Source organism: Vibrio profundum (genome assembly GCF_050337555.1).
Classification (GTDB): Bacteria; Pseudomonadota; Gammaproteobacteria; order Enterobacterales; family Vibrionaceae; genus Vibrio; species Vibrio profundum.
Genome location: NZ_JAKJTA010000004.1, coordinates 235,554 through 249,341 on the forward strand (window position 1 = coordinate 235,554; position 13,788 = coordinate 249,341).

The window sequence follows — 13,788 nt, forward strand, 5'->3', positions numbered from 1 at the left end:
GAATAAGGAAATTATGTCTACGTCATCTAGTGTGTTCCAGTTAAGGCACAGGCTCTCTGCGCGCCTCAAAAAAGTCATCAAAAATGAAAAGTTACTCGATAAACAGCTAAAGAGCTTTGACTATATTGTTTCTCGTCGCCAATTTCTGGGTGCCGCGGGTAAACTGACCGCGCTTGCGGCTGTAGTCAACACTGGACTAGCACCTTCAGCATGGGCCAATGAAAACAAGATTTATGAAGTAAAAGATCCGGCCTTGCGGCTTACCAAAGAAGAACAAGAGCTGATGTCGAAACCCGCTAGCATCACGCTTTCAGGTGAACTTATGGATGACCAGCTGTTAGTCAAAACAGGTGGGGAAATTTCGAATTTCGAAGGACATCATTCTGTCGTGTATGGGGCTCACCCCATGCCGTACATCGAAACAATACAAGGTGAAGACGTTAGCACGCCCAACCCAATTCAGATGGAATTGATTTCGCTTGAACAAACCGGCGAGGTGACACATAGGTACCGCAACCTGCAGTCAGGACACGGATTTACGTCCGATACCATTACCCAAATTCCTGCGGGAAACAATGTAGAAGATTATCGTATTTTTTCCTACAGCCACCCTAGCAATGGCCTAGTTGACGACGCAGGTTACACCGTTGAAGCCATGTTCAACTTACTGGTCGGTAAAGACAATAGTGTGACGATTCAATATCGCACTATGAGAACGTTAGTCAAGCCAGGAGAAGAAACGGATATTAATGACTCGAAATGGCAGTCTTTAAACTTAAACCTAGGTGCGGTTTGGTTTAGTCATGTACTCGTCGGCGATTACCCTTACGTAGTCTTGCATAACGACAAAGGCCAAATGTACGTAATGACCTTTGGTGATCTTAGAGACGTAGCTGTAGGCAATGCTTGTATCAAAGTCTCGAACCCTTACTCTCTGGAGCAGTTTTTCCCGAACAGTACAATTTCCTACGACCAATTTAGCATGAAGAGTGTCAAGTTAACCGAAGCTAACTATGAATCTGATACTTATACATTTACTTGGGTTCCCTCAATAGGCATTGAGTTTTATCTTGCATCTTTATATTGGGTTTCTGAATCTGACCCCAATAGTCACGATGTGATCTATTCCTGCCAGGATGACAACGGCCTCCCTAGCTTAGTTATGATGGAAGGCAACAGTAGCTATAATGCGATTCGCTATACCACAGACAAAACTTCAGGCAGTAACGCACAATATTACGATAAGCTAGGTAAACAACCGGATAGTAAACAGAATTGTTCTGTCGCAGGTATTAGTCTAGTCCACGGTACCGCTCTTGAAGGTGAAGTAAAAAGTATCCAACGACAGGTGAATAACGATGGGCTGCATTCTCTTGTTGCGCACTGTCAAAATGAAGATACTTATCGCCTACGAGAGTTTTGTGAGCGAGAGGAAGTAAATTCTATTACGAGCCCATTTACTCCATCCACTTATATGGAGAATGACGGCTTTTTTGATTGTGAGCTAAACCAGCATGGCATGTACTTTCAACACCATTGGTACCCCGACAATAAAGGCTTAATCGGTGTTGTCATTCCACCTGTATCAAATGGTGAATATAGCGCAGTAATCTTCAATCAAAGCAATAACGAGCAAGCAACCACGTTAATCACCCAAGATAAGTACACCCTCACAACACATGAAGAACAGCTCGTAGTACCGATGAGTCAGGCTGAAATCGATGCCAATGTGAACGCCGGCCAAACGCAAGTCACCGATACATTCTACCATAGTGAGCTTAGTGTATTAGACAGCAACGGTTATCCGGTATCTTCCGGTATTAACGTAGAGATTCGAAGTTCACGCCCATGTCGCCTCATCGATAATCACCATGGCTATGCGCACAGTATTAGCCGCGAGCATTCCGTCGTGATCGCCACAAATAATCTAGGTCGTGTTGTCGTGTCGTCAAGAGCAACAGATATGACAGCGCCGACACTCTATGCTCGTGTTTATGCCGATGACAATTCTCTTTCTGGAGAACGCATACTACTCAGTACTCAAGGGGCTGATTATGAATGGTTTTCTCTCAATGCTGATATTGATGCCAACAAACGGATGGCCGATGAAAGTCATACCACAACGCAAGCATTGCGTGACGCTAAGTTGATTGATAGCAGCGTTGCAGATGAGCAAGCCAATGGAGTCGCTGAAGTATTGCGTGGCGCAGGGCAGCAGATGTCAACACGTAGCGACACCCCGCCGACAACGTCCACTTTAACGGCAACTAGCAGTGCTTTTAGAGTGAATCCACTGAATCAAATTAGCTACATCGCTGGTAACAATAGTAATTTTTCTGCTAACAATAACAATGCTTCTGCTAACAATAGCTTGACTGCATTTGTTCAAGGCAGCTGGACCATAGATCTTCAGACGGGGGACGTAGCCCAAGCAAACTCTGCAAGTTTACAAGCGATGGCGCTGGGGAATATATTCCACAGTATTGGTCACACTTTTAGCCACATCGTACATAGTATTGCTCATGGGGTAAAAGCCATGATTAACGGTGTGGCTAGAACGATTACCAAGGTAACGATGGAGTTTGGAGACGTCGTATCAGCAGCTTTCCACTACATCGAGAATGGCATCGAACAAAGTATTCAGTTCGTCATGGATACTGTTGAACATATCGCAAAAGCGGTTTACGCAGTGATGGCTCAAATAGCCAAGTTTGTTGGTGACGTTATTAGCGCGATAATCTTATTCATTAAGCTAATATTCAATTTTGTTGATATTTTAGCATTAACGCGCAGTACCAAACATTATCTCAACCAGCAGATAAATGCTTTACCCGGCCAGTGTCAAGCAGGTGCCAAGTCTCTCAAAGCATTCGTCAGTGGCTCGCAAATGCCAAGTAACGATGATGTGAACACTATCGCTAATCAAATCAGTCAAGGAACATCCCCTCAGTCCTCTTCCGTGAAGGGTAACAGCTCGGTGCACAACTATGCATATAATAAGTTTCACTCGGATTTAGACAAGAAAACGGCTGACGGTGGGAGCGAAGATGACATTCAATCCCGAGGAGGTAACGCTGAGCTTTCCGAAATCGATAATAATTTAGGCGATAGTAACGATGTGATTAACGCTATGATGTCTATTGTAGAGAAAGGGTTTAGCATGAATTCCTTGGGACAGTTATTGTCAACTGGGGAGCTACTGTTGAATGATCCCTTGAATACCTTGGATGATATTGCGGACGATGTCGTTTCTGCAGCAGCAGACACTGTGGCCACACTCTCTTCTTCACTGCAAACAGAGGTACCATTGATAGGATGGTTGCTCAAGCTGTTTGGCATTGATTTTACCATGGAAGATGTACTTTGTTTTGTGATTGCATTTGGTGCTCATACCATTTATTCGATAGAGCATGGGAAATCATTAAGGTCTATTCATGATGGTTACGTATCACCAGAGACTCTTTCCACTCTTTCTACTCAATCTGATAGTTCAGGTGTCGCTGAAACAGTAATGAGATGCTTTTGCTACTTTTTTATGAGTGTAGAACTTGTTCTTCGCGTGATCCTGCATAAAGGTGGCACGACTCCCTTTAAAATCGGCTACCTAGAAAATTTAATCGGGGGTGTGTGCTTGAGCTCTATCGGAATGTACGCGTATCGAGTAGCTGTGTTCTCGACTGCAAAGTTTCCACTCCCAGGTTTCTTTGCCACGATGATTGCAATAGACGGTCTTTTAACACTATTCAGGGCGTACGCTATCCTATCGAAAAAGAGCACGGGCCCGGCTATGGATATAGTTTGTTATATGACGGCCGCCGTATATATAGCATTATTGGCAGTTGCTATACCTTATTTTTCTCAAGCGAAGGATAAAGACGCAGTCACGCGATTACTGACATGTATGGGTTACGCTATTATTAATCAACTAATGCTCATAATTGTTAAAAAAACAGGAGGAAATACTTTAGACAGTAAACTATTAATAGCATTTAATGTAGCCAGTTATGCTACTGCAGCCACTTTGATTACCAAGCCTTCAATAGTGTCGTGAAAAGTTATCTAAATGATTAAACAAAAAAGCCAGCAGTACATTTAAACTGCTGGCTTTTTCTCTCTGTCGCCTTGCCTAAGGCAAACAAGAGCAATCTATCGGTCTATCCCGATGTCTTTTAGCATGTGCGCTGACAAATCACTAACATTGTAATCGCGGCTTGAACGCTTGCTTACAAAAAGAACATCCAGAAAATGTTTAACCAATCCTTTGATATTAACCGAGTAGCCTTTTGTGCCCACTTCACGTGGAGCGACATCTTCAATATTGATTGTATGTGCCATCACTGCCTCTCAGGTATTTGTTGATTCATTTTTCACGCGCATAGTAAGAAATTTCAGCGATCAGATACAATGACATATTTTAACAATACTGATTAGTTTTTCTAATGAAACAAATCGCTAACATTAAATAGACGTGAGTCGTTTTAGCCATTCGCTATCGTGGTAAGAAAGTGCGGTTGGTAGTGAGTGAAGGGAAGTCTTAAAGGGACATTCAGCAGATGGTCGCTGTGCTAAAGCGAGACCACCTGCTGAATTTTTATCTTATTCTATATCAGAAATTTCATTATTATTCAAGCCATTAGATTTTGCTTTCACAATAGAGAGAATAACGGCGACCGTCATAGTACAGAGCAGTACTAGCAAAGATACTGACGTTGGAATCGCCCATTGAGTGTCTGCGATAGCCATCTTGATACCGATAAACAGCATGATCACAGCAAGAGCCGGTCTTAGATACACAAACTTATCAATCATACCCTGTAGAACGAAATACAATGAACGCAGACCTAACAAAGCAAATACGTTTGCTGATAGGACTAGGAATGGCTGATCTGTGACTGCGAAGATCGCTGGAATCGAATCAAGTGCAAACATCACATCCATTACGGAGATTACGGCAATCACGATAGCGAGTGGAGTGATAAAGCGGCGGCCGCCTTTTTTAATCGAGAGTGCCGCACCGTGGTAGTCGTCTGTCGTATTCGCGTATTTTCTTAATAAGCGCTCTGGCAGTGGATTAAGATCGTCTTCCTCTTCTTCTTCCTTAAACAGCTTGATACCCGTCCAAATAAGGAAAGCGGCAAAGCCATAAAATAGCCAATGGAACTGCTCTAATAAGTTTGCGCCAACTGAAATCAAAATCGCGCGAAGCACTAAAGCGCCCATCACACCAAATAAAAGTGCTCTTGGCCTCGCTTTATTCGGCACAGAATATTGCTGGAAGATAATGGCGAAAACAAATAGGTTATCAACACTCAGTGATTTTTCTAGAAGATAACCTGTAAGAAATGCAGTGCTCGCTTTATTCGCAGTATAGCTACTGGCCGGAGCAATTTGATCCCAGAAGAAATGAAGAAAAACAGCATACAAAAGCGCAAGCATGAACCACACTAGGCTCCACGTTACCGCTTTTTTTATCGTGACTTCACCGCCACGGGTTTGCCATAGATCGAGACAAATCATAGACAAGGTAAGTAAAAAGAAACCTAAATACACTTCTGGGGTCATTAAAATCCTCCTAGTGCGGAAGGATGAAAATTGCTGCCATCAGTGGCAAGGCCTTCCGCAAACAACATAAACGAATATCGCTCATCGCGACCAGCGCTGAGTGATATCAAATTTGAATGCGTTGGTCTTATCGACACTCGGAACGATGATTTTCTGAACTATTTCATACTCAACATGGTCTAAGCGGGCGGCGATACTCCCAAAACGGGGGCGATTATAATTTCAGAACTACTATAAGTCTATATTATGCAAAAAAATTCATCGTATGGTGACGAGTACAGACAAAGACTCTATGTTAGAGACAGATATGTATGGACTGTATCCTACTAATAAGAACTCAATCTCACTAATTAGGAACTAGATCCCGCTAATAGGAACTAAATACACCAACACAGACCACACTCCTATCCACACACATATTAATGCTAAATCGACCCAATCATTACTCCACATAACTTCCTCCTGCTTAGTTGTTCATTCGCTTATTTTCTAATGCAATTAGCTGCGCAACAACTGCTACTTGGTGGAGGTATCGCTGCATACTTCATACCAATCTATGCATATTCACGAATTTTAGGAGGAGATAAAGACTCAGGATGATCGGTAAGCATCTCAAGTAGGCAATCAGACATAGAGAAATGAGAAATCATATTTTCACCATGTGATTGTAAAACTGCATGGTAGCCTTCTTTGCCTTTCATCGTGTAGGCAGATGAAGATCCCGAGTAAACTTTTTCTATTTCAATGGGCTGCCATCCCAATCCTTCTTGATAAATAGAAAGCTCGGAGACCCGCTCGCCAAGCGGTGCTGTCGCGATATAACGGTAGCGTAAGTTGTATACATAAGGGTAAGAGCCTGTACCCGTCCCTTCGACACTGTTGTTGGTCGCATTATTAATAGCCCCTTCAAGCATCAGTTGTATCACTCGTCCTGTGACACGATAACAACCGATAGGTACGGCAAATGGCAGCAATTTGCCTGCTATGTCTGCCACTGAGACTTCACCAGCATCGAGAGAGCTGCGCACTCCACCTGCATTGTGAATAGCAAAGTCCACCTGATGGCCTGCTTTGTTCAGCGCATAGTGAAAAGATTGAGCAACTAGCGGCGCGAGTTCGCTTGGCCCTTGCTCATCAGGAACCCGAACATGCCTTAACGGCCGAGCTGTATAAGCAACCTTTTGATTTTGAAGTTCAGACACTTTAGGCAAATACTTGTTCTCTAAAATCCCCTGAACTTTGGGATCTTTACGACATACGCGTACATTCTGCGTGCTTTCTAGTTGCTCGCGCACCCAAGGACGATCATTTTCACCGATTACTTCTCGGCGACTCGCATCAATGAATAATCGCCTACCAATCAACAATTCGTTCTGCCCTGAAAAGCGAGTAACTTGGCCATTTTTATCAAACTCTATAGCGCAGTGTCCCAAATGCATCGCATGACAGCCTGCTTGCACAACATAGGTATTATGGATTTTCACGCCATATTCGTCATCTTTGCCAAGACCGATATCACTAAAGTCGCCTTGCAGCCTATGGCTATGGCCACCAACAATCAGACTCAGCCCTTCGACTTTATCCGCCAACGCAAGATCAGCCTCGTAGCCTAAATGACTAAGCAAAATGATTTTATTAATTCCGCTTTGTTGAATAGCTGCGATAGTGGTACGTGCCGTGTAAATAGCATCAATAAATGGTGTATCTGGATCTGGGTTCGCAATGCTGCTCATTTTATCGATGGACAAACCGAAGATAGCGACCTCTTCGCTGCCAAACGACTTAGTTATCCAGTGAGCACATCCCGTTTGTGGGTCGTAAGACTTAACATTGGCGGCAGTCGATAAACGCAACGGCTTATTTTCATCTTCATTGGAGAGATCCCAATTACCGGCCAACAAGGGGAATTGGATTGTCTTTACAAACTGGGCAACGGGGTCATTACCCATATCTAATTCATGATTACCCAATACCATCGCATCGATTTCCAACGCATTCAGCAGGTCTGCATTCGCTTCTCCCTTAAATAAGGAAAAGAACAAAGATCCTTGGAAACAATCACCAGCATGCAGAAATAAAAAGCCCTCACCTTGCTTTTCTGCCTGCGCTTTAAGTTCCTGGGCTCTAGTTGATATTCGCGCAAAACCGCCAGCACTAACATAAGGGCTGACATTAGTAGAAATGAGCGAGCACTGTTTATCATGCAAAGAAGGCTCAGCTTGGATGGACTTTTCTCGGAGGGAAAGTTGTAAAGAGGTCGGTTGGAAGTAAGAGTGGGTATCGTTAATATGCGCTACGGTTAGCGTTAATGCGTGATGTTTTTTTTCTGCCATGTATCTTCTCTATTTGCCCCATATTCTTTTTGAACATCGACTCTAGCATCAGGTTGATGGCAGAATCGTGACATAGATAATCTAAAATGTCGCGTTAAATAACCCCCCCTCCTGACTGCGCTGCCCCTCTTTCACTGAAAATGGCACTTTTTGATCTCATATCACAGCCCTGAACCTGAGTTATACTTATCCTTATAATCAAAGACATTCTTAGGGAAGGAGGCCAAACATCATAATCGCGAGAAATATAACGAGAGGGCCAGTCTATGAAGCTAGAACGAATTGAAATCTCGGGCTTTCGAGGAATCAAACGCCTATCACTTTCATTCGGAGAATTAACCACACTCATTGGCGAAAATACTTGGGGTAAATCTTCGCTGCTAGACGCCTTATCTGTCGCACTCCCCGCCAACGGATTGCTGCATCAGTTCGAAATGGCCGACTTCCATGTCGACTATTCAGCGTCACACCCACAAACTCAACATTTACAAATCGTATTAAGCTTGGTCGCATCAGATAAGAAAGAACGCAGTGCTGGGCGATACCGAAGAATAAAACCAATTTGGGTTGAAGACGCTGATGGTACATTTCGTATTTACTACCGGATCAGTGCCACCCTAGATGGCTACAACGCTACAACGCATTACAGCTTTTTAAACCCACAAGGCTCACCCCTACATATCCATCACCCTGAGAAACTGGCTCACGAATTAATGACACTTCACCCAGTGATCCGTCTTCGAGACTCTCGCCTGTTTGAACATGATGAGAACACGAACGGCACCAACACCCGTGTTGAAAAGCGTATCAATAATACTTGCCGTAGGCTGATGGCTATCCCCGGGCATGTAAACAAAGGTGAAATGCGCAGTAGCTTAAGTGCGATGAACAGCTTAATTGAGCATTACTTTTCATTTAAAAGCCAGTATCGTAAAAACCCGAGACAACAAAGAGACGGTCTTTTCCACTCCAGTAACTATAACGAAAAAAGCGTGTCTGAGTTTGTGGAAAAAACGCAGAATAAACAAACTCGGCTACTTCTAATGGGTTTACTCAACGCGTACTTGCAAGCTAAAGGCCCGAATGAGCTCAGGCGTTGCGCCAGACCTTTGCTTATCCTTGAAGATCCCGAAGGGCGCTTGCACCCAACCCATTTAGCAAGAGCTTGGAGCTTACTTCGCTTATTGCCGATGCAAAAAGTGCTGACAACCAATAGCTCTGAACTGCTCGCGCAAGTACCATTAAACTCCATTCGCCGATTAATTCGACATTCGGAGAAAACCGTCACTCGCTCTATCCCCTCCAAATCATTAACTGGAGACGAACTACGGCGTATTGGGTTCCACATCCGGTTCCACCGCTCAGGAGCACTGTTCGCACGTTGCTGGCTCTTAGTGGAAGGTGAAACTGAGGTATGGCTGTTCAACGAGCTGGCCAACCAATGTGGGTATAACCTTGCTGCAGAAGGAGTGCAAATCATCGAATTTGCGCAATCAGGGCTCAAGTCTTTAGTTAAAGTCGCTAAAGCCTTTGGTATAGACTGGCACGTGGTGACGGATGGCGATGCGGCAGGGAAAAAATATGCAACCGCAGTGAGAAATCAACTTGAACACGAAACCGAGCATCATCGTCTTACCGAGCTACCCGATAAAGACATTGAGCACTTTCTCTATGCTCACGGTTTTGAAGATTTCTTTAAACACATGATAAAGATTCCTCATGACCACCCTATTCCAGCGAAAAAAGTGGTCACTCGTGTGTTAAAAAAACACGCTAAACCAGATTTGGCTCTTGCGATTGTTACCTATTGTGAAGGTAAAGGCCCTGAAATCATCCCCGTACTGATCCGTTGGATCCTAAAAAGGGTGGTGACTATGGCAAACGGAAATACTTAACCCGTTCGTCCACTCCCGGTACTTCCTAATAACAGTACCTCGTCCTTCCAAAAATCACGGCCTAGCGGCTACAGGTATGCCCTGATGGCTAATCCTTGATGATTGGCCTTATCGCTCACTGCTTAATGCCTTCGACATAGATCTGCATATCGGCGTAGCTAGCTGGCCCCATGACAGGAATACCAAAGTCAGCCAATTCAATGCGAGTCAATCCTGAAAACCCTGCTCGCTCACCACCCCAAGGGTCTTTACCGGAACCGATTTCGGTCGCGACGATCGTAATCGGTTTGGTTTTACCATGTAGAGTTAAATCTCCTTGAATATCGAATAGGCCATTGCCTTTATCAACCACTTTGGTACTTGTAAACGACGCTTTCGGGTATTTGGAGACTTCCAAGAAATCACCACTACGAATATGCTTGTCACGCTCAGCGTGATTGGTATCCACACTTTCAGTGTCAATCGAGATATTGACACTAGACGCCGCTACATTGCTTGGGTCGAAGCTAAATTTCCCACTGAAATCATCAAACCTGCCAACGATAAAACTGTAGCCAAGATGGCTTATTTTGAAATTTACCGAGGCATGTGCACCCTTGGTATCAATGACATAATCCGCGGCATTAGCGTACAGACTCCAGCCCATCCCTGCGGCGAGTCCTAGGCACAAAATCGTTTTTTTCATTTAGTTCTCCCTACCATTTTCCGTAATGTATTGTCTTTATCAATGAAGTGATGTTTAAACGCAGCAAGAGCGTGTAGTGATGCAAACACAATTAATATCAATGCGCTATACCAATGAATTTGTCCAGCGAGATCCGACTGATAAGCGAAGAGTTCACCCGCTCCTGGAACCGTGAACCAATCAAACACATCAATTCCACGGCCATCAGCCGTCGAGAGCAAATATCCAGACACCACAATAACCAACGTCAATAAATACATTAGCTTGTGTACTATCCTAGCCAATAAAATCTCAATGGGTTTGCCTTCATGCTTAGGTGACATTGTCACTAACATCCAACCATAGCGAGCGAGCATTAGTCCAGCTAACAATATTCCAACCGATCTGTGCCAATGCGGAGCAAGGTTATACCACTGACTGTAGTAGTCTAAATCAACCATCCAGAGCCCTACTACAAACATCGCGAGGATGACAAATGCCGATACCCAATGCATAAGCCGAGCTGTAAAATTGTAATTTCTCACCAAATTGTTCACTTCACTGCTACCCTTTTTAACTCACTACCTATGCTAAATGCTTGAACTGATTATAAATTCAACACGCTAAAATAGCGTTTTCGTAGTTTCTCTAACGTACCATCGGCGGACATTTCTACCACTGCCTTGTCAACTTCATCAAATCGCAGATAAAGGGGGCTTTTCTTTGATACCGCCAGCATAATCATGCGTTCGGCGGACAAATAACCATAGCGTATATAAGCATCTGATAACTGAGAGCGTACCGACGCCACCACAAATTCTGGGGTAAGAATATAATTGACCCGACCTTTCTCTAGCAGAGCGACTCGCTAGGAAAGAAGTCGATAGCAAAATAGCCACTACACCTAGACGACAAAAAGCAATAGCCCACATCGAACATCCCTTTGCTTCATCCATAAACTTATATGATTATATACATTTACCAAATAAGAGAGAGAAACAGCATCACAACAATGAAGCATTTCTCAAAAATTCCACTCGGAGATAAAAAAACACTTATTCCGGTATTCTAACTCCCAACCCGAAATTAAGTGTGTGCTCAAGAAGTTTTACCTTCTCAGCGGTCACTTTTGGATTTTGTGTTACCTTTTAAAGGTCACAAGACAATCGGTCGACTACAAGGAGCGTCAGTCGATGTTACTCGATGTACTAATTCAAAGTATTAATGACTTCCAAGCAGATTGTATGGCCCTGTGTGAAAAACACTATCCTACGATTCATAATCAGGGCATTAATGGCAATCATCTGGGCGTGGCGTTTTCTCGCAGGCTATTTCAAACCTTAGAAGTGTTTGGCCACCGTAGTGAGTTTGCACCGTTAGAACTTGCGCTTTCTAAAGAACCACCTCACAGCTTTCGCGTCACATCTGAAGCTGGAAATGTCTGGATCATTACTTCACATATGATGAGCGCAGGCAAAGTCTGTAGAGAGAAATTACTTAGGCAAGTGAGCGTTTGGCAGCAAGAATACGGATTTTCCATCCAGCCCAATGATTTGTTGCTGTTACTAACCGACCATTGGATTAGCCGCAGTAAACAAAGTAGAGAACTGCTCCATTGGTGGACAGGACAACTGCCTGAAGAAATAGACGAATACAGTGCTCAAGGGATCAGTTTGTATAAAAGTGACTCTCTGATGTCACAAGTGTTGCATGACCACAGCAGCTTATTACCGTACTTCGTTAAATATACTCACCCAATCAAACATTCTAAAAACCAACAACTTGTCCGTAAATATATTCAGTTGTATGCGGTAGTACAACTTAGCGAGTTTCGATAAAATACCGTTCAGCTGAATAACGACGAAGGATACCGCCCCCATGAAGACATCTGCCATTACCTTGAACTGCGACATGGGAGAAAGCTTTGGCCAATGGACAATGGGTGACGATGAAGCCGTAATGCCCCACATCGACATGGCGAATATCGCCTGCGGCTTTCACGCTTCCGACCCTCATATAATGAGTAAAACCATTGACTTAGCAGTAAAACATCAAGTGGTTATTGGCGCACACCCAAGTTATCCGGATTTACAAGGGTTTGGCAGACGCAGTCTCGCTTTAGACCCAACAGAATTGAGTGAAATTTTGATTTATCAAGTCGGGGCACTCAAAGCATTGTGTGAAAGTAAGAATACCGAACTGAATTATATAAAACCCCACGGCGCACTCTACAACGACATGATGAAAGATCACCAAATATTTACTGCCGTTGCAGATGCGACATCATGTTTTGGCATCCCTCTGATGATCATGGCGAGCATAGAAAACCAAGCCTTTCTCGATATTGCCGATCGCTATGAAGTTCCGCTACTGTTTGAAGCGTTCGCAGACCGCGCCTATTTAGGCAATGGTACCCTTGCGCCGCGCAGCCAAGCCGGCGCAGTGCTTCATCACGAAGAAGACATTTTAGGACAAGTTAAACAGATTACCCAATACGGGAAGATCACCACCCTTGACGGTTTTATCGTACCGATTGAAGCTGACACAATCTGTGTGCATGGTGACAATCCTCACTCAATCGAATTGGTGGAAAAAATCAAACGAGCCCTATAGCCGGAAAGTTATATAATGCGAATATACAAACCCTTTATTAGCATTGCTGCCACAGAAAACATCACCACAGCAACAACAAAATTGATGGCTCTCTGAACTGGTGGCCTAGAAAGAATAGGTGAAAACTTAGCAGAGAACACGGCGAGTCCGTAGAACCACACGAGCGACGCTAGCATAGCGCCAATGGCAAAACTAACGCGATTAGCCTTGTCGAAGTGACTGCCAATTGAGCCCAACACCACAATCGTATCTAAGTACACATGCGGGTTGAGCAAGCTAACAGCCAACGTACCCGCTATCACCGCACGTTTTCTTCTCTTAGCTGGGGCTACATCACTCACACTATCTATTTGATGAGTCCATACGCTATATGCCGATTGAGTACCGTAAACAAGCAAAAAGACGATGCCTGCAATGCTCACGACGGTGAGCAAAGTTTCGTTGGTAGAAAGCGCAGAGCCTCCCCAGAACACACCTAAGAAAATAAACAGCATATCCAGCACGCTACACAGACTCGCGACCAACAAATGATGGCTTCTCGTGCTACCTTGCCGAAGCACATACGCATTTTGCGCACCAATCGGTACAATCATACTAAGCCCAACACTGAGCCCTTGTAATACAACCCAAACATTCATTCTGAGCTTTCCTACTAAATCAATTAACTATATGGGCATACTAAGTGATTGCTTAAAGTTAATATAATTAATAATATTTGGTA

The 13,788-nt window shown here is 43.9% G+C and carries 11 protein-coding genes; 4 read left to right on the forward strand and 7 right to left on the reverse strand.

All coding sequences use genetic code 11. The features are described from left to right. Window positions 1–13: 13 nt before the first annotated feature. Window positions 14–4,051 (forward strand): hypothetical protein, encoded by a 4,038-nt coding sequence (locus L4C34_RS03695; RefSeq protein ID WP_428788000.1) that lies wholly within the window; start codon window positions 14–16, stop codon window positions 4,049–4,051. A 95-nt stretch (window positions 4,052–4,146) separates the two neighbouring features. On the opposite strand, the gene L4C34_RS03700 is transcribed toward L4C34_RS03695, so the two are convergent. From L4C34_RS03700 to L4C34_RS03710, 3 genes are all read right to left on the reverse strand, one after another. Beyond that, window positions 4,147–4,335 carry a DUF1127 domain-containing protein gene (locus L4C34_RS03700; RefSeq protein ID WP_428788001.1) on the reverse strand — a complete coding sequence of 63 codons (189 nt, stop codon included), beginning with the start codon at window positions 4,333–4,335 and terminating at the stop codon, window positions 4,147–4,149. Between the two features lie 261 nt (window positions 4,336–4,596). Further along, window positions 4,597–5,562: a TerC/Alx family metal homeostasis membrane protein gene (locus tag L4C34_RS03705; RefSeq protein WP_428788002.1), complete on the reverse strand. Its 966-nt coding sequence runs from the start codon at window positions 5,560–5,562 to the stop codon at window positions 4,597–4,599. Window positions 5,563–6,116: 554 nt separating this feature from the next. Further along, complete coding sequence (locus tag L4C34_RS03710; RefSeq protein WP_428788003.1) at window positions 6,117–7,895, reverse strand: bifunctional metallophosphatase/5'-nucleotidase; 1,779 nt, start codon at window positions 7,893–7,895, stop codon at window positions 6,117–6,119. Between the two features lie 266 nt (window positions 7,896–8,161). Here L4C34_RS03710 and L4C34_RS03715 point away from each other — a divergent pair, with 266 nt between their 5' ends. Continuing rightward, window positions 8,162–9,790 carry a DUF2813 domain-containing protein gene (locus L4C34_RS03715; protein ID WP_428788004.1) on the forward strand — a complete coding sequence of 543 codons (1,629 nt, stop codon included), beginning with the start codon at window positions 8,162–8,164 and terminating at the stop codon, window positions 9,788–9,790. A 115-nt stretch (window positions 9,791–9,905) separates the two neighbouring features. Here the strand turns inward: L4C34_RS03715 and L4C34_RS03720 are convergent, their stop codons facing one another. From L4C34_RS03720 to L4C34_RS03730, 3 genes are read right to left on the reverse strand one after another with little or no spacing between them, the layout of a single operon-like run. Next, complete coding sequence (locus tag L4C34_RS03720; RefSeq protein WP_428788005.1) at window positions 9,906–10,475, reverse strand: YceI family protein; 570 nt, start codon at window positions 10,473–10,475, stop codon at window positions 9,906–9,908. Then, window positions 10,472–11,011 carry a cytochrome b gene (locus L4C34_RS03725; RefSeq protein WP_428788006.1) on the reverse strand — a complete coding sequence of 180 codons (540 nt, stop codon included), beginning with the start codon at window positions 11,009–11,011 and terminating at the stop codon, window positions 10,472–10,474. The genes L4C34_RS03720 and L4C34_RS03725 overlap by 4 nt, the downstream gene beginning before the upstream one ends. A 50-nt stretch (window positions 11,012–11,061) precedes the next feature. After that, complete coding sequence (locus tag L4C34_RS03730; RefSeq protein ID WP_428788007.1) at window positions 11,062–11,265, reverse strand: hypothetical protein; 204 nt, start codon at window positions 11,263–11,265, stop codon at window positions 11,062–11,064. Between the two features lie 382 nt (window positions 11,266–11,647). Here L4C34_RS03730 and L4C34_RS03735 point away from each other — a divergent pair, with 382 nt between their 5' ends. Both L4C34_RS03735 and L4C34_RS03740 read left to right on the forward strand, forming a co-directional pair. Beyond that, window positions 11,648–12,292: a hypothetical protein gene (locus L4C34_RS03735; RefSeq protein ID WP_428788008.1), complete on the forward strand. Its 645-nt coding sequence runs from the start codon at window positions 11,648–11,650 to the stop codon at window positions 12,290–12,292. 40 nt (window positions 12,293–12,332) lie between these two features. Continuing rightward, the gene (locus tag L4C34_RS03740; RefSeq protein WP_428788009.1) at window positions 12,333–13,067 is read left to right on the forward strand and encodes a 5-oxoprolinase subunit PxpA; all 735 of its coding nucleotides are present in this window, start codon (window positions 12,333–12,335) and stop codon (window positions 13,065–13,067) included. A gap of 8 nt (window positions 13,068–13,075) precedes the next feature. Here L4C34_RS03740 and L4C34_RS03745 read toward each other — a convergent pair whose 3' ends face one another. Further along, the gene (locus L4C34_RS03745; protein ID WP_428788010.1) at window positions 13,076–13,705 is read right to left on the reverse strand and encodes a LysE/ArgO family amino acid transporter; all 630 of its coding nucleotides are present in this window, start codon (window positions 13,703–13,705) and stop codon (window positions 13,076–13,078) included. Window positions 13,706–13,788 lie beyond the last annotated feature (83 nt).

Bases quoted from the DNA above. Each gene is read 5' to 3' on its own strand.
- L4C34_RS03695 (WP_428788000.1), top strand. From the start codon at position 14: ATGTCTACGTCATCTAGTGTGTTCCAGTTAAGGCACAGGCTCTCTGCG.
- L4C34_RS03700 (WP_428788001.1), bottom strand. From the start codon at position 4,335: ATGGCACATACAATCAATATTGAAGATGTCGCTCCACGTGAAGTGGGC.
- L4C34_RS03705 (WP_428788002.1), bottom strand. From the start codon at position 5,562: ATGACCCCAGAAGTGTATTTAGGTTTCTTTTTACTTACCTTGTCTATG.
- L4C34_RS03710 (WP_428788003.1), bottom strand. From the start codon at position 7,895: ATGGCAGAAAAAAAACATCACGCATTAACGCTAACCGTAGCGCATATT.
- L4C34_RS03715 (WP_428788004.1), top strand. From the start codon at position 8,162: ATGAAGCTAGAACGAATTGAAATCTCGGGCTTTCGAGGAATCAAACGC.
- L4C34_RS03720 (WP_428788005.1), bottom strand. From the start codon at position 10,475: ATGAAAAAAACGATTTTGTGCCTAGGACTCGCCGCAGGGATGGGCTGG.
- L4C34_RS03735 (WP_428788008.1), top strand. From the start codon at position 11,648: ATGTTACTCGATGTACTAATTCAAAGTATTAATGACTTCCAAGCAGAT.
- L4C34_RS03740 (WP_428788009.1), top strand. From the start codon at position 12,333: ATGAAGACATCTGCCATTACCTTGAACTGCGACATGGGAGAAAGCTTT.
- L4C34_RS03745 (WP_428788010.1), bottom strand. From the start codon at position 13,705: ATGAATGTTTGGGTTGTATTACAAGGGCTCAGTGTTGGGCTTAGTATG.